The sequence below is a fragment of the Tunturiibacter gelidiferens genome (assembly GCF_051013345.1).
Taxonomy (GTDB): Bacteria; Acidobacteriota; Terriglobia; order Terriglobales; family Acidobacteriaceae; genus Edaphobacter; species Edaphobacter gelidiferens_A.
The window spans coordinates 1,817,397-1,836,189 of the sequence record NZ_CP132939.1 but is presented as its reverse complement, the minus strand read 5'-3'; the positions used below and the strand labels follow the sequence as shown (position 1 = coordinate 1,836,189).

Below are 18,793 nucleotides of genomic sequence, written 5' to 3'. Positions count from 1 at the left end.
CGGTGCCTCCGCCGGGACGGAGCTTTCGGATGCCTTGATTCAGGAGGTCGACGTTGTTGGTGAAGTCCTGGGCGACGTCGGTTTCGATGTCGAAGCCCTCGACGAAGGCGCGGTCGTTGAGGTGGAGGATCTGGAGGAGGAACTCGATGGCGGAGTCCTGCTCGAACTGGAAGCGCTGACGGATGGAGCTGGAGGTGTCGAGCATGATGCCGACGCGCAGGGGAGATTGGTCTGCTGGGTGAAGCGGAGGACGGCGAGGGGGACGGCCGTCGTCGAGGAGGCCGAAGTTTTCGCGCTTGAGGCCGGTGATGAACTTGCCGTGCTTGTCGATGACGGTGAAGATGAGATTGACTTCGTTGACCTGGACCTGGAGGGTGGTTACGGGCTCGTCGACTTGTGGGCTGGTCTGGGCGGGAGCCTGGGCTGGGGTCTGCGCCGGCGTTGCGGCCGGCTGCTGGGAGACGGTGGGAGCCGGGGTAGCGCCGGGTTGAGCAGAGGATGGTGCGGGGTTTGCCGCCGGGCTGGGCCCTGAGCTGGTTTGAGCGTTGAGAGGCGGGGGGCAAGGATGAGAGAGAGAAGGAAAACGGGGAGCTTGAGCCCTAAGACACGGTTCATTCGGTTGGCAGCGATCACTCGGATGATTCTACTCAATTGTGGACGAATTCGTGCGAATTGCTTGCAAAAACGTCTCAAGCTCGATAGGGAGGGGGCTGCGAGATCCAGGGGTTTGTTGGTCTGTGGATGAGTGAAGGAGAGATGAGCGGCGTGGAGGAAGTTTCGCTCGAGGTTGAGGGAGGGGTCGAGGCCGGGGATGACGTGGGGGGCGCCGTAGAGGGTGTCGCCGACGACGGGGTGGCCGAGGGATTGGGCGTGAACGCGGATTTGATGGGTGCGGCCGGTCTCGATGCGGACCTCGACCATGGTGAAGGGGCCATAGGCAGTGGTTAGACGTTCGAGAACATGGAAGTGGGAGACGGCGGTGCGGCCGTCGGCTCGCCGAGTGGTCATGCGGGTGCGGCGGATGAGGTCGCGCGCGATGGGGAGGTTGACCGTGGTGTCGTCTTTTTGACGTGGCCGTGGAGGAGGGCAACGTAGGTCTTGGTGACCTGGCGGCGGGAGAACATGTCGCCGAGTTTGCGGTGGGTGCTGTCGTCTTTGGCGACGAGGATGAGGCCGCTGGTGAGCTTGTCGAGGCGGTGGACGATGCCGGGGCGGAGATCGCCGCCGACGTCGGAGAGCTTGGCGAAATGGAAGAGGAGTGCGTTGACGAGGGTGCCGCGGTTGCGGGCGTCTAAACCACCAAGGGGGCGGTGCCGGCTCCGGCGTGGACCATCATGCCGGCGGGTTTGTTGATGACGGCGAGGTACTTGTCTTCGTGGAGGATGTCGAGGGGGATGTCTTCGGGGATGGCGTGGAGTGGCGCTGGCTGGGGGAGCCTTCGATCTCGATGGATTCACCGCCGTGGAGTTTTTGTTTGGGCTTGGCGGGGTTGCCGTCGACGCGGACCTGGCCGGCTTCGATGAGGAGTTGGACGCGGGCGCGGGAGATGTCGGGGAGTGCCTGGGCGAGGTAGAGATCGAGGCGCAGGTTGGCGGCGGCGGGGTCAGCGGTGAAGGTGCGGATGGCTGGAGCGTCGGAGTCCTCTTCGACTTCGTCGAATTCGAGGACGGGGACTGGGGGCGGAGTTAGTTCTTCGACCCCGCGGGTGGCGCGGTACTCGGGTTTTACGGTGCGGCGGCGCTGGCCCTTGGGGAGCATGTTCTTAGACGGCATGGGTGACCAGCTTTCTTGGCAGCAGCAGGATGACTGCCGCTACAACGATCATACCGAGGGCGATCCACTGAATGGGGTCGAGGAGAACGTAGGTGGCGCTGCTGGTGTACGGGTAGGGTTGGCGAAAGAAGGTGAGGAGGAACTGGAGGGTGCCTGCGGCGGCCAGGGCCACGAAGAGGGTGTCTCCGGGCTGGCGGCGGTTTCGGAGCTGCTGCAGGAGGATCAGTGTGAGGATTGCTGCGGCGATGGCGGCGTAGAGGGGGACCGGATGGAGGTGGATGCGGTCGGGCGGAATGCGGATGCCCCAGGGGAGGGTGGTAGGGAGGCCGGCGTCGCTGCCTTCGGCGAAGTGTCCGAGGGCGAGGAAGGCCCAGATGAGCGCGGCGCAGGGACTCCAGGCGTCGAGGATGTCGAGGAGGGGGAGGTGGCGGATGCGGAGATAGATCAGCGCGGCGAGAAGGGTGAGGAGGATTCCGGTGGGGGTGAGGGAGGGTACCGTGAGCAGAAGGATGGGGTAGACGAGAAAGTTGTGGAGATTGGTGGCGATAAGAAGGATGCGCGAGAGAGCAAAGGCGGTGAGGAGGGTGAAGAGGCCGGCGTTCCAGAGCTTGTCGGGGTCGAGACCGACGATTGCGGCGGTGCGCAGGCTGAGGGTTAGGGCAGCCATAAGGCCAAGGGCGGCGAGTACGCCGAAGGTGGGGAGGATGAGATGGCCGGAGTGTAGGAGGTAGGGGTGCACGTTCTTGATGATGACAGGCGAGGGAGCGGTTTGTTTTGTTGCTGCTGTTTTGGTGTGGTTGTTTTGGTCGCCGAATGGCAAAGACGAAATACAGGGATCCTTCGACTGCGCGGCTCACAAAGTGCGTGAGCCACTTCGCTCAGGATGACGGGTCTGATTTTTCCTCAGATGGCAGGAAGGATTCGCGGGGTGTGAAGGAAGAAGACCGACCCACTGGGCCGTACGTCGAAGCGCTGGTGAACCCGTCCTAAGACGGCGGGACCCTGCCGTGGCTCTTTAGGCGTTCCTGACTGGAGGACTGCACACCGAACCATGTCTACGAGCCAGGCCCCTGTTCAATGAATGTTGGTTCAACCAGCGTTGTTCGCGTACCTGCTTTGCAGGCCGGCGTTCTTAGTTTGGATGTTAACGGTAGGGTCAGAGAATGGCAAGTCGGCCACATCGAGAGCTGTCCATCTCGACGTGGACATGGAATTTAGCGTGAGGATGGACAAGGCCGCTATAGGCGAAGATCAACTGGTCCCAATGGATTCGACTGGGCGAATTGGGGGTGGAATGGCGTTCGGCAATTTCTTCGCGTGGCCTACCGGATACGTTAAGTCCTGGTCAACACAAAAATTTGCCGGTATGAGGGATTTCCATCCGTATTCCTTAGTATTTTTTCTATGAGCCGGGGTAAAGACCTAGACATTCGGCCCGTGATACGGACAAATAGCAGGTTCATCTCTCGCTTCATCAGCCACTTGTGAAAGCTCAGGCTCTCATTGCTGAATTGCTCAACCTTCCATCCGGGCAGATTGGTGAACAGGCCAGGTTCGGGGAAATCGGCTTCCATATGCTCCTCGAGCCACTCGGGAACTTTGAGATTTTTGTCCAGATATTCCTGTCGCAGGGCTCTGTCGGAATCGTGGGCCTCTTTTCCGCAAGGGAACCCAAAGATCACGAGCTTGTCGGCCACCCGGAGTGCTTCGCTGATCACCTTCATTCGGAGAGGTGGAGGGATGTGCTCCAGGACATCCGAGGCGAGCACAATATCAAAAGATTTGTCGCCGACAGGTAAATCAGCGGCTGATGCTGCCAGCTGTGTCATTGGCCACTGTTCTTTGTCTGCGAAGGATAGGTCGCATCCCGTAAACGGGACTTTGCGAAACGTTCCAATACCAAATGGTCCAGATCCGATTTCTAGCAGCGTTCCATTTTCAAGAAGACCATGTTTCTTGATGGCGCGAAGGATAGGGAAATAACGTGCAGCCCAATTTAACAGAGAGCCCTCCAAGGGTTCTCTAAGGTTATCACCTGCCCTATCCAGCTTTATAGGGGACTCGAGTACCCGCGGTACGATCAGCCGACTTTGCGGTCTTCGAGGAGTTCGTCGAGGAGGTGGGAGAGGTCGCCGGCGCGGGAGCGGAGGGATTGCTGGGAGTTCTGGAGGCTGCCGGCGAGGTTGTCGCTGCGGTCGCGGGCGCAGCAGAGTTCGTCGGCGATGTTGAGTGCGGCGAGGACGGCTACGCGGAGGCTGTCGACGGTGTTGCCGTGGGCGGAGACGGCGCGCATCTTGGCGTCGACGATGGTGGCGAGGCGCTCGATGTAGGCGGGGTCGGTGCCGCGGAGGTGATAGATCTGGTCGTAGATTTCGACGGCGATGGACTGGCTCTGCGTGAGCTCGGCGGCGGGCTGTTGAGTGGCCTGGGGGCTTCTCGAGTCTGCGCTTCTAGAGTCTGGTTCATCGGGTCTCCTTGCGGTGAAGTTTAGAGGAGTTCGTCCATCTGTTGGAGCATCTTTTCTACGCGCTGACGGACAGCTTCGCGCTCTTTGGTGAGGGTGGTGAGTTCGGATTCGACCATGGTGGAGAGGGTTTGCTGCTCGGCTAGCTGGGCGCGCAGAGTGGCTACTTCTGCTTCGGCGGCAGCACGGGCTTCGCGCTCGCGCTTGACGACTTCTACGGCGCGGAGGACTTTTTGTTCGAGGGCCTGGAACTCATCGACGCTGATGTTGGAGCTAATGGTGGAGGTGCTCATGCTTTTCAGTATAGACGGCGGAGGGGTGGATATTTGCTGGGGAAAAGCGGGGTGGAATCTATTTGGGTGCGTGTTTTTTGCGGATTAATTTGTGGTTGTGGTGGATTGGCTGTTTTTTCAAGGGGTTTTTGCGATTATGCGGGTTTTGATGTGGTGAATCTGTGGTGCAGTTGTGGTGATTTGTGTGGCTGAGTGTGGTTGTTCGCCGTCACGTTTTCGGCGGTGAGAAATGTGACAGGGTTTTCGGATTTATTTTCTGGGTGGGTGAAGCCGTGGCATACCTCGGCGGAACGGCAACTACAACGGCAGGTTCCTTTCCCGTTCGACTATCCCTCTGGATGCGGAATGACAAACAGAAGAGCAGGCAATGGCAAAGGCGGGAAGGGGTGGGTTGAAAGGGACGAGCGGTCGGGGCAGATTAGAGTGTTTCGGGATCCTTCGCTGCGCTCAGGATGACGGCGTAAGGGGGTTGGTCGGTTGGTGTGGACATGCAGGATGACTATGACGCGGTCGCGGCGCCGTCGCGGATGGTGCCGCCGAGGGCGGTGAGGGTGGCGATGATGCGGGTCCACCAGTCGGTGAGCTCTTCTTCGCGGAGGGTGCGGTCGTTGGACTGGAAGACGGTGCGGAGGAGGAGGGAGTAGACGCCGGGGTACTTCTTCGCGTCGCGGAAGACTTCGATGGGCTTGAGGCTTTGCAGCTCGGGGATCGCGAGTGCGTGGATGGCGGAGGAGACCGCTTGCCACTGGGTGGCGTCGGGGAAGACGAAGGAGAAGTCGCGCTCGACGGCCTGGTAGCGGGAGAGGTCGTGGGCTGTGATTTTTTCAGCGGGAGTTCGTAGAGGGCGGCGAGGTCGAGTTGCGCGAGGTAGACGGGTTGGCGGAGCTTGCGGGCTTCTTTTTGTGTGTGGACTAGTTCGCCGAAGTGGGCGATGGGTTGGTTGTTCAATAGTGCTGTCGCGCTGCGGCCTGGCTGGAGCCACGCTGGTGCTTCCGCCGAGAAGGTGAGCGGCTGCACGGACGAGATGCGGGGGTCTCTCCGCTCCGGCGGCAAAAGCGCCGCCTCCGGTCGAGATGACGACTCTTTTGAGGATGCGAGAACGTCGGGTGGGAAGGAGTCTCTTGCCGCCTCCGGTCGAACGTGGGGTGTGAAGGTGCTCGTTGCGGCGTTCAGGGCGAAGAGGGAGAGGAGAGACTCGATGGCGCCCTTGAGCTCGAAGAATGGAGCGTCTTCGGCGGAGTAGAGGTTGGAGTATTTTGCGGCGGCGGTGGTGAGGCCCAGGGAGAGCTGGGGGGACTCGTGAACGTCGGAGATGAAGTTGCCGTCGGCTGGGATGGCGGCGGTGAAGACCTGGCCCTGCTCGAAGAGGCGGACCTCGCGGACGTCGCGGTTGAGGTTGTGCGCGAGCATGGTGACCATGCCGGGGATGAGCGAGGGACGGAGGAGGGAGGCCTCTTCGGAGAGGGGTTGTCGAGGGAACCGGGATGGTTGCGGCGGTTGAGGAGGGCGGATCGCTGTCGCGATGGCCCACCCGTGACGGTGAGGCTGTCACGTAGGGGGCACCCGGATCTGTGGCCACGCTTGAAGAAGACGGCTCGCTTTGCGAAGAACCCACCCTTTGCGATGCGACAGCAAAGGATGGAGCACCCGACGTTGGTGGCGGCGCGAAGAGGTCGGCGTCGTGTTGGGAGGCGAAGGTGCTGGAGATGGATTCGCTGAAGCCTAGGGCGAGGAGGCGGGTGCGGACGGCGGCTTCCCTGGCTTCGGTGGGTTGCGTGAGGACGACGGCGGGGGCGGGGAGAGTGTTGGCGAAGCGGTTGTAGCCGTAGACGCGAGCTACCTCTTCGATGAGGTCGATCTCGCGCTCGAGGTCGAGACGCCAGCTTGGGAGTTTGGTGGCGTAGACGGCTTGATCGTGACGCAGGCCGTGGAGGAGGAGCTCGCAGCCTAGCGAGGTGAGGTATTGGGCGACGATCTCGGAGGTGATGCCTCGGGGGTCGATGGTTGCGCCGAGGTGACGCTGGACCTGTTGGACGGAGAGCTCGATGGGGGGACGGTTCGCGGTGCGGGCGGCTACCTCGGGGTCGATGAGGTCGATGAGTTCGCCTTCGAGCTTTCCGTTCTGCTGGCCTTCGGCGCCTCCGTGCTGGGCAGCGCCAGCGCTCTGGAGGATGAGCTGGGTGACGAGGGCGTTGGCGACGGGGGCGGCGTTGAAGTCTGCGCCGCGCTCGAAGCGGTGGGAGGCGTCGGTGTGGAGGCCGTGTCGGCGCGAACTGCGGCGGACACTGGCCTGATCGAACCATGCGGCTTCGACGAGGATGTTTTTTGTCTCGGGGGTGATCATGGAGTCCCAGCCGCCCATGACTCCGGCGAGCGAGAGGACTTTTTGTGATCGGCGATGACGAGGTCGTCGGCTTCCAGGGTGCGGTCGGTGCCGTCGAGGAGCTTTAGTTTTTCTCCCTTGTGGGCGAGGCGGACGACGATGCCGCCTTCGATCTTGTCGAGGTCGAAGGCGTGGGTGGGATGGCCCATGCCGTGGAGGACGAAGTTGCTGGCGTCGACGGCGTTCGAGATCTGCTTCTGGCTGAGGAGGGTGAAGTACTCGGCGACCTGGTGGGAACTGGGGCCGATGGTGACGTTGCGGATGACCTGCGCGGTGAAGCGGCCGCAGAGGCCTTTGGCTTCGGGGGCGATGCGGACGGAGAAGGGCTCGTCGACGAGGGTGCCGATGGGGAGTCTGGTGTTGAGGGGGCCAGCGGCAGGTTGTAGATGGTGGCGGCCTCGCGGGCGATGCCGTAGTGGTTCATGGCGTCGACGCGGTTGGTGGTGATGTCCATCTCGAAGAGGTGGCCGTTGTTAGGGCCGAGGGAGTGGACGCCCTCTACGGCGATGCCACGGAGGGTGAGAGCTTCGGCGAGTTGGTGATCATCGACCGGAATGTTGGGGACGTAGGTGCGCAGCCATGCGGTGAGGATATTCATGATTAGCTTCTTTAGTCTAACGGTTTCTAGTTTTCATGAAGTGGCTGCAGGTTGAGTGTTTGGCATCTTCTTTCACGAAAATAAATTCGGGGTTAGGGCGGGATTCGGAGGAGAATGGCTGGCATGAGTGGTCCGCCTTCACGTAAGTGGCCGGTCAACAAGATGGTGTGGGCTATCTTCTGTTTTGTGTTTGCCATGTTTCCGCTTTTTTTGCGTGGATGAGCGACGATATGGGCGATACAAAGAGCGGGCTTCAAGAAGTGATCGAACGAGGGGACGTCTACCTGATTTGCGTAGCGCTGGTTGGGGATAGCCTTGGGCGGTTCGCGATGGTCGACCAGAAGAAGGTCATCGACATGATCGGATTGGGGTTTGCGCTTGCCTTTGCGATGATGATGTCCTTCGAGTTCGGAACACTCAATTCCATGTTGCATGCAACGCGGCCTGTGCCTGCCGGAATGGTGTTCCACCATAGTGTGGTTTATGTGGCATCCATGTTCATCCTTGGCTTAGGCGCTGTGATAAGGACTGAGGACTGATATGCCGTGGATTGATTTCAGATCGGGCTTTGCGCTGGTGGGATCGGTGGTGGTTCTGGTGGGAAGTATTGTGACCCGGAGGAACAGCATGCGGCCTGAGGATCCGGGCGGGCCGGTGGTGCCGGTGGTGCCGGTGGAACCAGTGGAACCGATCAAACCTGAGCCGATGGCTCCTTCGGAGTTTTTGACGGGCACGAGACGCAGGATTTCGGTTTGGAATCCGTTTAGGTTTAAGAAACGAACTCCACCGACGGGGTCTGCTTGAGCGGCCGGATTGTGCGGGTGCTGCGTGCGGATGCGGCTTGCTTCCGCATGATGCTGGCAGCGATGATGGGTGCGTGGTTCGGGAGGTTTGCCGATGCGGCGAGCTTTGGTGGCAGGGGTGATGTTGGCTGGTTGCTGTGTGATGTGGGGGCAGAGCGCTTCTTTGCTGGTGCTTTCGAAGAGGGCGCATACGCTGTCGATTGTTGATCCGGTGAGTTTGAAGGTGGTGGCGAGTGCTCCGGTGGGGAACGATCCGCACGAGGTGATTGCTTCGGCGGATGGGAGGACGGCGTACGTTTCGAACTATGGCGGTGGCGCTTACAACACGCTGGCAATTGTCGATCTGGTGGAGCGTAAGGCACTGCCAGCGGTGGATCTTGGAGCTTTGCGAGGGCCGCATGGTTTGGATTTTGTTGGCGGGAAGGTTTGGTTTACGGCGGAGGGAGCCAAGGCGATTGGGAGCTATGACCCTGCGAGTGGGAAGGTCGACTGGATTATGGGGACGGGGCAGGACCGGACGCACATGGTTTATGTGGCAGAGGATCTGAAGTGGATGGTGACGACGAATGTAAGTTCGGGTACGGTGACGATTCTGGAGAAGAGCACGCGGCGGCAGGGACCACCACCGCCTCCGCCGGGTTCGGGTGGGATGCGGCCGCCTCCGCCGGGCGGTGGGCCGATGGGCGCGCCGGGAGGGAGTTGGGATGAGACTGTGATTCCGGTCGGGCGAGGGTCGGAGGGTTTTGATGTGTCGCCTGATGGGAGAGAGATCTGGGTGGGGAATGCGGGGGATGGAACGATTTCGATTATTGATCGGGCGACGAAGAAGGTGATACAGACGCTGGAGGTGAATGTGGAGGGAGCGAATCGGCTGAAGTTCACTCCGGATGGAAAGACGGTGCTGGTGTCGACGCTGTCGGGAGCTGATCTGGTGGTGCTGGATGCGGCAAGCAGGCGGGTGATGAAGCGGGTGAAGATTGGACATGGCGCGGCAGGGATCCAGATGAATCCGGATGGGTCGAAGGCGTATGTGGCTTGCTCGCCGGACGATTACGTTGCGGTGATCGATTTGAAGACGCTGGAGGTGGTGGGGCATATTGAAGCTGGTGGTGAACCGGATGGTCTGGCCTGGGCGGTAAGGCAATGACGAGGACGCTGCGTGTGTGGGGAGTTGTGGCGTTTTTGATGGTGGTTGGTTGGGGCGTGGGGCAGACTTCGAGTTGGCCGCCGGGGCCGGAGCATGCGGTGGTGAAGCTTTGGCCGAAGGGGTTCCGGGTGCGGCCACCGTTGCGAGGGGCCGGAGGTAGATACTTCGACGCCGGCGAGCGAGAAGATCGCGGGAAGGCCGCTGGTGCGGTTGGGGAATGTGTCGGTGCCTACGCTTACGGTGTATGAGTCGAAGGGGACCGGCAATGGCGCGGGCGTGGTCGTGTTTCCGGGGGCGGATACAACATTCTGGCGATGGATCTGGAGGGGACTGAGGTTTGCGAGTGGCTGAACTCGCGGGGCGTGGCCTGCTTTCTGCTGAAGTATCGGGTGCCGGGGACGGGGCCTTATCCGAAGTCGGCTGCGGCGCTTGAGGATGCGCAGAGAGCGGTGGGGATGGTGCGGGCTCGGGCTGGGGAGTGGAAGGTTGATCCAAAGAAGATTGGGGTGCTGGGGTTTTCTGCGGGCGGACATCTGGCGGCGGCAGTGAGTACCCACTATGAAACGAGGCTCTACGCGAAGGTGGATTCGGCAGACGAGTTGAGTTGCAGGCCGGACTTTGCAGTGGTGGTGTATCCGGGGGAGCTGGCCGATCCGAAGAAGGGGATGGAGTTCAGTGCGGATATTCCGGTGACCAAAGATACGCCGCCGACGTTTCTGGTGCAGGCGGAGGATGATTCGGTGCATGTGGAGAATGCGGTGAGTTACTTTTTGGCGCTGAAGGGCGCAGGTGTGCCGACGGAGCTGCATGTGTATGCCGAAGGTGGCCATGGTTATGGACTGCGGCGGACGAAGCTGCCGGTGACGGGGTGGCCTGACCTGGTAGATGAGTGGATGAAGACGATTGGAGTGACGACGGGAGCGCAGTGAGGAAGCTGCGTGAAGACACTCGCGCTGAGCGATTCGCGGCGGTGGAGTCTTGTTGAAAAGCACAAAAGTTGTGATGTAAACGCGGCGTTGCGGTCAACTGTGCAGAGCGACACGGGGCTGCTCGTTGAGGGAAGGCTTATTGAGGGTTGCGGGTTTCTTGTTGCCGAGACGCTGGCCCTGGCGGATGAAGGGCTCCTCCACGCGGAGACAGAAGAGCCACGCGAGGAGGAGGGTGGCGGTGAGGTAGAGGGGAAACTGCACCCAGGGTGGAGAGGGTGTTGGGCAGGGAGAAGGTAAGTGCCAGCAGTACGGGGACGTGGATGAGATAGAGGCTGTAGGAGACTCTGCCGAGGAAGCGCGGTATGGACGAGAGAAGAAAGCGCTGGACTGGTGCAGCGTTGAGGCCCACGACGATGAATCCGATCGCTCCCGCGGCTACGAGCCATTCGACTGCGGTCATCGTCCAGGGACGGCGGAAGTCCCACAGGAGTGGGACGCTGAGGTTGTAGAGGGCGACGAGACGGCGGCGATGCCTAGGCGAATGAACGAGGGAGGATACCATACGGCGGACGGCAAAAAATTGTGCAGAACACGAGGTATCTACGGGCTGGGACGCAAGAGTTATGCCGAGGTGGGCACGGCGGCGTGATTGGTTTTTGAGGCGTTGTTCGGGCGGAAGTTGTGGCGGAGGTTGGGGGCGTCGGATATGCTGGTCGCTACTCCGTATATCAAATTCCGCTGAACACTTTAAACGAGGATAGACGATGCTTCGATTGTTTCTGCACTGGATTCTGAATGCTGTGGCCTTACTGGTGGTGGCGCACTTTGTTCAGGGCTTCGACGTGAGTAACTTCGTGTCGGCGCTGATAGCGGTGGTGGTGATTGGGCTGTTCAACGCGACGATCGGGTTGTTTTTGAAGATCGTTACGCTGCCGCTGAGCATTCTTACGTTCGGGATATTTTTCTTGTCGTGAATGCGGTGATTCTCTGGTTCTCAAGCAAGTTTGTGCCGGGGTTTGCGGTGACGACGTTCAAGGCGGCGTTTCTTGGGGCGCTGGCGCTGGCGGTGTTGCATCTGATTTTTGGGTTCTTTGGTTCGGCTGCGAATCGGAGGTCTTAAGCGGGCTAAGAACAGATGTTGCCCAGGAGAATAACGGTGTTGGAGAGTGGCGAGTGAGGAACCTTTTGGACCATCCGTTGATGTTGTCTGTGATTGCATTTTTTGTGATGTGGTTTGCGGCCTGGGTGGGGAGGCGGCTCAGCCAGCGGCGACCGGATTTTACTGAGGAGACGCGGACAGACTTCGGCGTCGTGCTTGCCGCTACGCTGACGCTGCTGGGATTGATTATCGGGTTCAGCTTTTCGATGGCGACGGCCCGTTACGATCTGCGCAAGATGGATGAAGAGGCCGAGGCGAATGCGATTGGAACGGAGTATGTGAGGGCGGATCTGCTTCCGGCGGCAGATGGAGCGCAGCTGCGGGGACTGCTGAGGCAGTATACGGATCTGCGGATTCGGTTTTACAGGACGCGGGACTCTGGGGATTTGGGTCAGATCAATTCGGAGACGGCTCGGGTGCAGGGAAACCTTTGGGCGGCGGCTTCGAAGCCCGCGGCAGCACAGCCTTCGCCGGTGATTGCGCTCGCGGTTGGGGGAATGAATGATGTGCTGAACTCGCAGGGGTACACGCAGGCGGCGTGGTGGAACAGGATTCCTGCGGCAGCGTGGTGCCTGATGTTTACGATCGCGACTTTGAGCAATGGATTGCTGGGATATGGGGCGCGGCGGATGGAATGGAGGTTGTTCACGGTGCTGCCGCTGGTCGTGGCAATCTCGTTTTTTCTGATTGCGGATATCGATAGTCCGAGGGGCGGGATGATTCAGGTGCGGCCACAGAATCTGGTCAGCTTGCGGGCCGGATTGGGAACGGAGTGAGTTGCGACACAGTGTGGGTGATTCTTTTTGGGGATGAGCTTTTTCGGTGAGGCTTCGCCGGTATGAAAGAGGTGGTGGCGGCGGAGATTGCGATCTTTGAAAGAGCCTGGAATCCGTCTCGGCTTGCGTCGGTTTGTCAGACCGCGATCACGTGATCAGCTTTTTGTTTGCTTGTCATCGCAGATGGTGCGGATCGTGTCGGCGTAGTTCAAGGGATTTGAGGAGAGTTCGAAGCAGATGGATGCGTGACCGTCAGGCAGGTCGAGGACTAGCTGGTAGAAGTTTCCGTAGCCGACGAGGACAAACTTTGCGCCGCCGCAGTCGAGATTACCGCGCTGTCTTGCAAGGGTGAGAAGAGTTGGATTGACGAAGAGCTCTTCGTAGCGATCGGACTCCGAGGCAGAAGCGCCGGAGATCGCGGAACGTTGACGGGATGTTAGCTGGCCTTGCCGGTAGAGAGCCACGTAGCGAATGGTGGAGGAGACAGCGAAGATTTGGTCTATGGTGTCGGGGGAGACGGCATGAGCGATTTTATCGCTGCGTGTGTTGCAGGGGATGGTGGGTGAAGTGGTGCATGGAACAGTGGGTTCCAGCCACTCCGTTGCGCTCCGGTCGGAATGAAAAATGGTAATGGGAAATGCGGCAGCAGATTCCTCCGCTTCGCTGCGGAATGACAACAAAGTAACAAGCAACGGCAACAGCAAATACGGGGTCTCTCCACTGTGCGACGGACGGTGAGACTGTCCGTCGCTTCGGTCGAGATGACGTTGTTTTGTTTTGGGAAAGGGGTGACTGCGAGAACGACGACCGCAGATCCCTACGGGATGACAACAAAAGAACAGACAACCGCACGCGACAAATTTAGGGGTTCGGGTGTCCGGTTCAGAGGTCCGGGTGTCCGGTTCAGGGTCCGGGTGTCCGGTTCAGAGGTCCGGGTGTCCGGACCCCTTGCCTAAATTGAGGTCGTTCGAGGGATGAGATGTTTACTCGACTACCAGGGGTCTAGTCCCAGGAGCTTGCAGCCTAGTGGGGTTAGTTCGGCGGTCTTGTATTTGGTGCGCTCCCACTCGCGGGGGTCGCCGGGGAAGGCGAAGCCCTCCGGGGCGCTGCGCTCGCGCCAGGAGTCGATGCGGCGCTGGCGGATCTCTTCGTTGCCTCCGTCGGCTGGAGTCATGGAGATGTACTGGGCCATGCGGGCTTTGTCTTCTGAGGTGTTGGGGCGGATGCCGTGGGTGAGCAGGCTGTTGAAGATGAGGAGGTCGCCGGCTTTCATGAGGACGGGTTTTAGTTCGTAGCCGGTGATGTCGGGTTTGAAGCCGTCGCGGTCGGCGGGCTGGGTCTTCTTCCAGGCTTCGAAGTTGCGGAAGATCTCGGGGACGCACTGGAAGCCGCCGGTGGATTCGTCGGTGTCGACGAGGGACAGGACGCCCTGGACGTTGACGGGGAGGGGGTCGAGGGTGGTGTCGACGTCGTTGTGGATGAAGCCGGCGAAGGCGCGGCCGCTGCGGTTGGGGGTGTTGAGGTTGGCGCGGTCGATCGTGACCCAGAGGCGCTCGTCGTCCCAGATGTCGACGAAGGCGTGGTAGACACGGGGCTCCTGGCGGTTGTCCCAGAGGGTCTGGTGGTTGTAGACCTCGACCATGCCGCTGTTGTTGAGCTCCTTCATGGCGTGGTTGCGGAGCTGGGCCGCGTTCCATGTGGCGGTGTCGTTCGGGTCCATCTCCTGAAACTCCCACAGAAAGTTGCGGGTGCGCTCGACGTTGGCGGAGGGGACGGCCTGGCGGATGACGACGTAGCCGTAGGTCTGCCAGTGGTCTAAGTCGGCTTGCGAGAGAACGCGGAGGGGAGCTTTTCTTGATCTCGCGGAGGGGCTGGCGGGCGACTTCGATGTTGAGGGAGTTTTCGCCGGGCTTGCCGACGACGTTGTGTTCTAGGACTGCGGTTTGGGTTCTCATGTTTGGGTTCCGATCCTTTGCGCGGGTTGCGTACGAGAGAACTTTAGAGCGAGGGGAGGGGAGTTGTTGGCTTTGGGTGCCAAATACTGGTACTGGAATCTCATGTGGGTGGGGGTTGTGGCTATAATTGCGTCGGCTTTTGGGGTAAGAGAGACATGCAACGGCAACAGCAACCGCAGATCCCTACGGGATGACAAACAAAAGGGCAGACAACAGCAACGGCAACTGCAACGGCAAAAGCAACGGCAAAAGCAACGGCAAAAGCAACGGCAAAAGCAACGGCAAAAGCAACGGCAAAAGCAACGGCAAAAGCAACGGCAAAAGCAACGGCAAAAGCAACGGCAAAAGCAACGGCAAAAGCAACGGCAAAAGCAACGGCAAAAGCAACGGCAAAAGCAACGGCAAAAGCAACGGCAAAAGCAACGGCAAAAGCAACGGCAAAAGCAACGGCAAAAGCAACGGCAAAAGCAACGGCAAAAGCAACGGCAAAAGCAACGGCAAAAGCAACGGCAAAAGCAACGGCAAAAGCAACGGCAAAAGCAACGGCGGGGTCTCTCCACTGCGCGATGGACGATGAGACTGTCCATCGCTTCGGTCGAGATGACGGATTTTCTAAATTGAATAACCGCAACCGCGATGACGGATTTTTGTGTTGAGGTTGGAGATGTTTGAAGGGGCGGGATGAAGCCGTTTTGGAGCACATCAAGACGTCGAAGGATTCTTCTTGGGTGTTGTTTGATCGGCGGCTGCCTGCGATTCCGTTTGAGTGGCACTACAACAGCGAGTATGAGTTGACGCTGACGTTGAATAGCCGCGGGCAGAGGTTTATTGGAGACAACATCTCGCGGTATGACGATGGGGACCTGGTGCTGATTGGGCCGAAGATTCCGCATACTTGGTGCTCGACGGAGGATGTCGTTACGGGCGCGCAGCATCAGGCGCTGGTGCTTTGGTTCAGCGATGCGTTTGTGAAGGGGATGATCGATCCGCATGTGGAGCTACGGCCGATTCGAAGGCTGCTGGAGCGGTCTTCGCGGGCGCTGACGTTTTCTGATCCGGTGAGGGAGAGGGCGCGGGAGATTATTTGCGCGATGATTGAGCAGGGTGCGGGGGCGAGGCTGACTGGGTTGCTGAATGTTTTGTTGTTGCTGGCGGAGGATGCGGGGAGTTTGCCGCTGGCTTCGGAGGCGAATCAGAGTGAGAGCTTTGCCGAGGCGACCGAGGAGCGGATTGGGAAGGTGATCTCGCATTTGCATGAGCACTATCGCGATGAGATGGTGGTGGAGAAGCTGGTGAAGGTTTGGGCGCTGAGCCGGAGTTCGCTGCATCGGCTGTTCAAGCGGCAGACGCGGATGACGATGGGGATGTATGTGGCGCATCTGCGGGTGGGGCACGCTTGTGCGCTGCTGCTGAATAGTGAGAAGCCGATTGCTGTGATCGCGGATGAGGTTGGGTATGGGAATCTGGCGAATTTCAATCGGCAGTTTAAGGAGCTGAAGGGGCAGACTCCTTGGGAGTTTCGACGGGCGTTTCAGCGTGTCCTGCCGGACGGGCCGCCTGCGCGGCGCGCGGTCACTTCGTGACTTGTGTACCCCTTCGGTTGGCGCTTCCGTTGGTCGCGAACAACAGCTTTGCCGACCATCGGGAGGCCACGGGCGAAGCCGGTATACATGTCACGAAGTGACCGCCGCCCGCGCAGGGCTTCAAGCGAATTGCTCGAGGAAGCGCATGTCGCCGGAGTAGAAGTGGCCTATGTCGGAGACGCCGTGGAGCATCATGGCGATGCGCTCGACACCCATGCCGAAGGCGAAGCCGGTGATCTTCTCGGGATTGTAGGCGTCGTCTGCCGGGTTTAGTTTGCGGCGCTCGGTGGTGACGGCGGCGAAGACTGCGGGGTCCACCATGCCGCAGCCTAGGAGTTCGATCCAGCCGCTGTGTTTGCACTTGCGGCAGCCTTTGCCACCGCAGAAGATGCAGGAGATCTGGACGTCGGCACTGGGTTCGGTGAAGGGGAAGAAGCTTGGGAAGAAGCGGGTTTTTACGTCGGAACCGAAAAGGGCCTTCATGGCGTGGTCTAGCGTGCCCTTGAGGTCGGAGAAGGTGATGTTGGTGTCGACGCAGAGGCCTTCGATCTGATGGAAGATGGGCGAGTGGGTGGCGTCGGCGGCGTCGTTGCGGTGGACCTTGCCGGGGATGACGATGCGGATGGGTGGGGCCTGCGCGATCATGGTGCGGATCTGGACCGGGCTGGTGTGGGTGCGCATGAGGAGGCGGTCGCGTGAGGGGCGCCCGTGCTGGTTGGCGATGACGAGGGTGTCCTGCGTGTCGCGCGCGGGGTGGTTGGGGGGAAGTTGAGGGCTTCGAAGTTGTAGAAGTCGGACTCGACCTGGGGGCCGAGGTTGGTGCTGTAGCCGAGATGGTGGAAGACGGAGACTATCTCGTGCATGGTTTTGAGGAGTGGGTGGGGGATGCCGGGGGCGCGGAGGGAGCCGGGGAGGGTGATGTCGATTCCCTGCACTGCCTGGGCTTTGGTCGAGGCCGGGGTTTCGAGGGCGGCTTCGATCTGCTGCTTGAGCTGGTTGAAGCGGATGCCGAGGGCTTTTTTGGCTTCGGGGGTGCGGATTTGAGCCACGCTTCGCTGATGAGCTTTAGGCGGCCTTGTTTGCGGCCTAGCCAGTCGACACGGAAACGCTCTTGATCCTCAGGAAAGGTGAGGAAGGTGGCTTTCGCCCGCACTTCGTTCTCAAGTTTGCTGAAGGCGGTGTCGAGAGTGGCTTCGTCGTAGGAAGGAAGTTCGGGGATGGCTTCGTTCATGAATTTTTATCAGGCGGAGATGGGCATGCGGGCTACGCGGGTGGTGGGTTCGGGGATGGGGTCGCCGTCGGCGCGGAGGCCTTCGATGTGGAAGACGATGCCCTCGCGGATGAGTTGCTCGGTGGCTTCGTAGGTTGGGCCAGCTACGCCGAGACCGGGCAGGTCGGGGACGTAGGCACTCCAGCCGGTGGCGGTCTGCTCGAAGATGACGGCGTACTCTTTCATGGGTTTATCCCTGCCTGCTTGAAGATGCTCTTGCGGGTACCTTCGTCCATGTCTTCTGAGGGATGACCGGCGATCGTGACTCTTCCCCGGCTTGGCAGGGTGCTTGAACTGGCGGTGACTGCCGCGTTGCGCAACCTGGTACCAGCCATCCTCTTGAATCAGCCTCAGAATATCCCGCGTCTTCATTAATTCTCTACGCCCTAAGTGTATCGCAGCAGGCTTTTTAGGTTGAAGAAGGCTGGCTGGTCGATGGGCAGGACACTATGTGTAAATAATTATATACAATATGTATGTTTTACTTTACATTTAGTTCGTTGAATCTGACTTTATCGGAGGTCGATATGAGCTATCAGGAGAAGTTGATCTGGGGGCAGTTTCTTCCACCGTTGTTGGGCTGCGCCTATTTTTTTGGGATTTTGGGCGTCGGTGTGCGGCCTTGGTCCTTGCTGGGCAACATCATTTTGGTTGTGGTCTTGCAGATTGGATACCTGATTGTGGTCGCGATCTTTTCGAAGATCGAGGACCGCGACGAGCGGGATCGGTTGATCGAGTACAAGGCTTATAAGGTGAGCTACATTTCGCTGACGGTCCTGGGCGGGATCTGGGTGTGGGCGCTGGTGGCGCAGTGGTTCACGGTAGGGCAGCTTACGTCGCCGACACTGATTATTATGGCGTGGTTTGCCGTGGAGGCTCTGAGGACCGGGACGCAGTTGGTGATGTATAGGATGGGCGTGTCGGCGTGAAGGCGAAGATGAAGATGAAGATGAAGATTGAGAACCGGGTGCGGCGGCTGCGGTTCGATCATGGGGAGATGACGCAACAGGCTTTGGCCGACAAAGTCGGAGCAACGCGGCAGACTGTGCTGGCGATCGAGGCGGGAAAGTACGCTCCTTCGCTGGAGCTGGCTTTTCGGATTGCGGATGCGTTTGGGGTAGGTGTGCAGGAGGTGTTTCAGAGGGAGTATGAAGAACAGCCCTGTCGCTGAGGCTTGGCCTTTTGAGCGATCAGGGCCGTTTAGGGTGTTCCACTAGAGGCCTGACCGGTTGGCTTGACCGGTGGCTGTGGGGTTTATCGCTTTGCTTGTGATGGGCGTTGATTTGATAAGGATGGGACCGGATTTGGTCTCTTTTCGCCAGATGCGGATCATCTCAAGCGTCTCGGCCTGGGTTAGCTTGGCTAACTTGGTGAGTGGATCGCCGGCCTTGGCGTTCATCGGACGAACGATGGTTGCCTCGTTAATCCCGGGACGAATTCTGAGGAAGACTCCACCGACTTGCCTTGGATTTGGAGTAGGCGGCGTGGTTGCCATTCTGAGTTCGCCGTTCGGCTTCATGTTGTTGAGCGCGTATACGGCGCAGTTTCCATCTTTGAGGAGTTCACGAACCAGATCTTTGACGAGCTCCGACTGATTTGAATTGAACTCGATACCATGCACATTGGGCATTTTGCATGCCTCCCTTCTGACTTCTACGCT

23 protein-coding genes, 1 other RNA gene and 8 pseudogenes are annotated in these 18,793 nt (G+C 59.7%); 11 read left to right on the top strand and 21 right to left on the bottom strand.

The window, feature by feature from the left end; all coding sequences use genetic code 11:
• Window positions 1-16: 16 nt before the first annotated feature.
• The 8 genes and pseudogenes from RBB80_RS09130 to RBB80_RS09095 form a co-directional block, all read right to left on the bottom strand.
• Window positions 17-331: pseudogene (locus RBB80_RS09130) on the bottom strand (VWA domain-containing protein); the annotation flags it as partial.
• 47 nt (window positions 332-378) lie between these two features.
• Window positions 379-1,008: a pseudouridine synthase gene (locus tag RBB80_RS09125; RefSeq protein WP_433967903.1), complete on the bottom strand. Its 630-nt coding sequence runs from the start codon at window positions 1,006-1,008 to the stop codon at window positions 379-381.
• Window positions 1,005-1,205 (bottom strand): pseudouridine synthase, encoded by a 201-nt coding sequence (locus RBB80_RS09120; protein WP_433969586.1) that lies wholly within the window; start codon window positions 1,203-1,205, stop codon window positions 1,005-1,007. Before RBB80_RS09120 ends, RBB80_RS09125 begins: the two co-directional genes overlap by 4 nt.
• A gap of 127 nt (window positions 1,206-1,332) precedes the next feature.
• A complete protein-coding gene (locus tag RBB80_RS09115; RefSeq protein WP_433967902.1) occupies window positions 1,333-1,773 on the bottom strand; it encodes a S4 domain-containing protein in 441 nt (146 codons plus the stop codon).
• Window positions 1,763-2,593 (bottom strand): prolipoprotein diacylglyceryl transferase family protein, encoded by an 831-nt coding sequence (locus RBB80_RS09110; RefSeq protein ID WP_433967901.1) that lies wholly within the window; start codon window positions 2,591-2,593, stop codon window positions 1,763-1,765. The genes RBB80_RS09115 and RBB80_RS09110 overlap by 11 nt, the downstream gene beginning before the upstream one ends.
• Window positions 2,594-2,715: 122 nt before the next feature.
• Window positions 2,716-2,901: non-coding RNA, 6S RNA (gene ssrS, locus RBB80_RS09105), on the bottom strand.
• Window positions 2,902-3,107: 206 nt separating this feature from the next.
• The gene (locus RBB80_RS09100; protein WP_433967900.1) at window positions 3,108-3,788 is read right to left on the bottom strand and encodes a class I SAM-dependent methyltransferase; all 681 of its coding nucleotides are present in this window, start codon (window positions 3,786-3,788) and stop codon (window positions 3,108-3,110) included.
• Between the two features lie 65 nt (window positions 3,789-3,853).
• Window positions 3,854-4,099, bottom strand: a complete 246-nt coding sequence (locus RBB80_RS09095) for a cell division protein ZapA (protein WP_433969585.1) — start codon at window positions 4,097-4,099, stop codon at window positions 3,854-3,856.
• Here RBB80_RS09095 and RBB80_RS09090 point away from each other — a divergent pair.
• Window positions 4,046-4,264: a hypothetical protein gene (locus RBB80_RS09090; protein WP_433967899.1), complete on the top strand. Its 219-nt coding sequence runs from the start codon at window positions 4,046-4,048 to the stop codon at window positions 4,262-4,264. The two genes, RBB80_RS09095 and RBB80_RS09090, sit on opposite strands and share 54 nt — an antisense overlap.
• Here the strand turns inward: RBB80_RS09090 and RBB80_RS09085 are convergent.
• The 4 genes and pseudogenes from RBB80_RS09085 to RBB80_RS09070 all read right to left on the bottom strand — a co-directional run.
• Window positions 4,261-4,530 carry a hypothetical protein gene (locus RBB80_RS09085; protein WP_433967898.1) on the bottom strand — a complete coding sequence of 90 codons (270 nt, stop codon included), beginning with the start codon at window positions 4,528-4,530 and terminating at the stop codon, window positions 4,261-4,263. The two genes, RBB80_RS09090 and RBB80_RS09085, sit on opposite strands and share 4 nt — an antisense overlap.
• 499 nt (window positions 4,531-5,029) lie before the next feature.
• Window positions 5,030-5,272, bottom strand: a pseudogene (locus tag RBB80_RS09080) (phenylalanine--tRNA ligase subunit beta); the annotation flags it as partial.
• Between the two features lie 167 nt (window positions 5,273-5,439).
• Window positions 5,440-5,940, bottom strand: a pseudogene (locus tag RBB80_RS09075) (hypothetical protein); the annotation flags it as partial.
• Window positions 5,941-6,409: 469 nt separating this feature from the next.
• A pseudogene (locus tag RBB80_RS09070) lies at window positions 6,410-7,161 on the bottom strand (phenylalanine--tRNA ligase beta subunit-related protein); the annotation flags it as partial.
• Window positions 7,162-7,678: 517 nt separating this feature from the next.
• On the opposite strand from RBB80_RS09070, the gene RBB80_RS09065 reads away from it, so the two are divergent.
• The 5 genes from RBB80_RS09065 to RBB80_RS09045 all read left to right on the top strand — a co-directional run bounded on the left by RBB80_RS09065 (window position 7,679) and on the right by RBB80_RS09045 (window position 10,390).
• Entirely contained in the window at window positions 7,679-8,050 is a 372-nt protein-coding gene (locus RBB80_RS09065) for a hypothetical protein (RefSeq protein WP_433967897.1), read from the top strand.
• A gap of 1 nt (window position 8,051) precedes the next feature.
• Window positions 8,052-8,315 carry a hypothetical protein gene (locus tag RBB80_RS09060; RefSeq protein WP_433967896.1) on the top strand — a complete coding sequence of 88 codons (264 nt, stop codon included), beginning with the start codon at window positions 8,052-8,054 and terminating at the stop codon, window positions 8,313-8,315.
• A gap of 93 nt (window positions 8,316-8,408) precedes the next feature.
• Complete coding sequence (locus tag RBB80_RS09055; protein WP_433967895.1) at window positions 8,409-9,461, top strand: YncE family protein; 1,053 nt, start codon at window positions 8,409-8,411, stop codon at window positions 9,459-9,461.
• Window positions 9,458-9,709, top strand: coding sequence for a hypothetical protein (locus RBB80_RS09050; protein WP_433967894.1), 252 nt, complete (start codon window positions 9,458-9,460; stop codon window positions 9,707-9,709). The genes RBB80_RS09055 and RBB80_RS09050 overlap by 4 nt, the downstream gene beginning before the upstream one ends.
• 66 nt (window positions 9,710-9,775) lie before the next feature.
• Window positions 9,776-10,390: an alpha/beta hydrolase gene (locus RBB80_RS09045; RefSeq protein WP_433967893.1), complete on the top strand. Its 615-nt coding sequence runs from the start codon at window positions 9,776-9,778 to the stop codon at window positions 10,388-10,390.
• A gap of 93 nt (window positions 10,391-10,483) precedes the next feature.
• Here the strand turns inward: RBB80_RS09045 and RBB80_RS09040 are convergent, their stop codons facing one another.
• Window positions 10,484-10,651: a hypothetical protein gene (locus RBB80_RS09040; RefSeq protein ID WP_433970149.1), complete on the bottom strand. Its 168-nt coding sequence runs from the start codon at window positions 10,649-10,651 to the stop codon at window positions 10,484-10,486.
• Window positions 10,652-10,724: 73 nt separating this feature from the next.
• Window positions 10,725-10,952, bottom strand: a pseudogene (locus tag RBB80_RS09035) (hypothetical protein); the annotation flags it as partial.
• Window positions 10,953-11,154: 202 nt separating this feature from the next.
• Between RBB80_RS09035 and RBB80_RS09030 the strand changes: the two are divergent.
• Window positions 11,155-11,510, top strand: a pseudogene (locus RBB80_RS09030) (phage holin family protein).
• Window positions 11,511-11,563: 53 nt separating this feature from the next.
• The gene (locus RBB80_RS09025) at window positions 11,564-12,325 is read left to right on the top strand and encodes a hypothetical protein (RefSeq protein WP_433967892.1); all 762 of its coding nucleotides are present in this window, start codon (window positions 11,564-11,566) and stop codon (window positions 12,323-12,325) included.
• A gap of 155 nt (window positions 12,326-12,480) precedes the next feature.
• Here the strand turns inward: RBB80_RS09025 and RBB80_RS09020 are convergent, their stop codons facing one another.
• From RBB80_RS09020 to RBB80_RS09010, 3 genes are all read right to left on the bottom strand, one after another.
• Window positions 12,481-13,029, bottom strand: coding sequence for a hypothetical protein (locus RBB80_RS09020; RefSeq protein WP_433967891.1), 549 nt, complete (start codon window positions 13,027-13,029; stop codon window positions 12,481-12,483).
• 287 nt (window positions 13,030-13,316) lie between these two features.
• Complete coding sequence (locus RBB80_RS09015; RefSeq protein ID WP_433969583.1) at window positions 13,317-14,111, bottom strand: phytanoyl-CoA dioxygenase family protein; 795 nt, start codon at window positions 14,109-14,111, stop codon at window positions 13,317-13,319.
• A gap of 290 nt (window positions 14,112-14,401) precedes the next feature.
• Window positions 14,402-14,986, bottom strand: coding sequence for a hypothetical protein (locus RBB80_RS09010; protein ID WP_433967890.1), 585 nt, complete (start codon window positions 14,984-14,986; stop codon window positions 14,402-14,404).
• Window positions 14,987-15,008: 22 nt separating this feature from the next.
• Between RBB80_RS09010 and RBB80_RS09005 the strand changes: the two genes are divergently transcribed.
• A complete protein-coding gene (locus tag RBB80_RS09005) occupies window positions 15,009-15,863 on the top strand; it encodes a helix-turn-helix domain-containing protein (protein WP_433967889.1) in 855 nt (284 codons plus the stop codon).
• Window positions 15,864-15,983: 120 nt separating this feature from the next.
• Here the strand turns inward: RBB80_RS09005 and pheS are convergent.
• The 3 genes and pseudogenes from pheS to RBB80_RS08990 form a co-directional block, all read right to left on the bottom strand.
• Window positions 15,984-17,094: pseudogene (pheS, locus tag RBB80_RS09000) on the bottom strand (phenylalanine--tRNA ligase subunit alpha).
• 9 nt (window positions 17,095-17,103) lie between these two features.
• Window positions 17,104-17,319 carry a type II toxin-antitoxin system HicB family antitoxin gene (locus RBB80_RS08995; RefSeq protein WP_433967888.1) on the bottom strand — a complete coding sequence of 72 codons (216 nt, stop codon included), beginning with the start codon at window positions 17,317-17,319 and terminating at the stop codon, window positions 17,104-17,106.
• Window positions 17,316-17,505: pseudogene (locus RBB80_RS08990) on the bottom strand (type II toxin-antitoxin system HicA family toxin). Before RBB80_RS08990 ends, RBB80_RS08995 begins: the two are co-directional and overlap by 4 nt.
• A gap of 155 nt (window positions 17,506-17,660) precedes the next feature.
• On the opposite strand from RBB80_RS08990, the gene RBB80_RS08985 reads away from it, so the two are divergent.
• Together RBB80_RS08985 and RBB80_RS08980 are read left to right on the top strand one after the other, a co-directional pair.
• Complete coding sequence (locus RBB80_RS08985; RefSeq protein WP_433967887.1) at window positions 17,661-18,062, top strand: hypothetical protein; 402 nt, start codon at window positions 17,661-17,663, stop codon at window positions 18,060-18,062.
• An 8-nt stretch (window positions 18,063-18,070) separates the two neighbouring features.
• Window positions 18,071-18,304 (top strand): helix-turn-helix transcriptional regulator, encoded by a 234-nt coding sequence (locus tag RBB80_RS08980; protein ID WP_433967886.1) that lies wholly within the window; start codon window positions 18,071-18,073, stop codon window positions 18,302-18,304.
• 42 nt (window positions 18,305-18,346) lie between these two features.
• On the opposite strand, the gene RBB80_RS08975 is transcribed toward RBB80_RS08980, so the two are convergent.
• Window positions 18,347-18,763 carry a CRISPR-associated protein Cas5 gene (locus RBB80_RS08975; RefSeq protein WP_433967885.1) on the bottom strand — a complete coding sequence of 139 codons (417 nt, stop codon included), beginning with the start codon at window positions 18,761-18,763 and terminating at the stop codon, window positions 18,347-18,349.
• Window positions 18,764-18,793 lie beyond the last annotated feature (30 nt).